The 1,140-nt window shown below is 46.9% G+C and carries 1 protein-coding gene and 1 pseudogene; both read left to right on the top strand.

Translation table 11 applies throughout. The features are described from left to right. Nucleotides 1-89: 89 nt before the first annotated feature. Nucleotides 90-236, top strand: a pseudogene (locus tag KIV40_RS26680) (repressor LexA); the annotation flags it as partial. A 97-nt stretch (nucleotides 237-333) separates the two neighbouring features. Further along, nucleotides 334-1,140, top strand: an 807-nt coding sequence (locus KIV40_RS26675; protein ID WP_285352199.1) for a class I SAM-dependent methyltransferase, incomplete at its 3' end; no start/stop codon positions are given.

Genomic DNA, 1,140 nt, shown 5'->3' with positions numbered 1-1,140 from the left:
CTCAGTAATTTCTTCGCGCTTTTTGAACAACCATTCAATGTCTAAGTCGTCAGCCTTTAAATTGTCCTCCAACTCTTTCATGGTTTGCCGTAAAACGTCTAGAACGCAAAGGCTCAACAGTACTACTACATGCTGAAAACGAAGAATTTTCTCCAATCCAAGTGGATCTAGAGACCCAGCACTTAGCCATTGAAGGTTTAGCGGTTGGTATCATTCGCAACACAGATTGGATGTAATATCACACAATGAGTTATTGATATTTATTCTCAATAACTTGTCATTGTAATTGATATTCATTATCATCTTCCTTGTCGAGCTACAAGGAAGATGAACATGTCGAATCAAAACAAACCTCAGTCAACACTGCTTTCCTCAAAGCGCAGCGCTGCCCGTAAGCCGATGGCGCAGCAAGACATGGCTCATTCTGAATTTCATGTTCCTAGCAACCTTATCCAGCCTCTTTGGTTTCGCAGTCGAGAAAGCCTCGCTGACGATGGCCTCGTTTACGATCCAATTGCAGCGCAAGCGTGTACCCGCTGTCGTCTTGCACCGGAGTGTTTAACGGGAGAGCTCGACCAGCAACAGCTTCTGTACGCGACACTGACTCAGCTTTGTGACAACCAGATCCAACAGTATCTATCTCATAACCCTGAGGCGTGGATCATTAACGTTGGGGCAGGGCTTGATACACGTTTCTACCGTTTAGATAACGGCCGTTGTCACTGGGTAGAGTTGGATGTCACTGAAAACTTGGTGTGGCGTCAGCGTTTATTCCATAAAAATGAACGTTATCGCTTAGAGTGTGGCTCAGTGAGTGATCTGACTTGGCTTGATGAACTGAATATCCCAGAGCAGGCGCCAGTGCTGATTGTTTGTGAACATGCACTGCTCGATTGCGATGAACAAACCACTGCGCACTTTATTCAAGCGCTAAGCCGTCAATTTACTCATGCACATGCCTGCTTAGTTCTTGCGGGGGATAAGACCTCAAGCAAGCTTGGTCAAAAGCTGGGTTCTGGCGAATACGCGCACGGCTTGGCTTCCCCTGTTGATAGCGTGTTGAATTGGCTACCGTGGGCGCAATGGGTTAAAGCCTTCTCTCCCTTAGATCAGCAGTGCAACCGCTGGAAGCTCTGGCAG

It is taken from the genome of Vibrio sp. D173a (genome assembly GCF_030248475.1).
The sequence above is the reverse complement of the archived record's forward strand: the minus strand, read 5'-3'. Positions and strand labels throughout refer to the sequence as shown.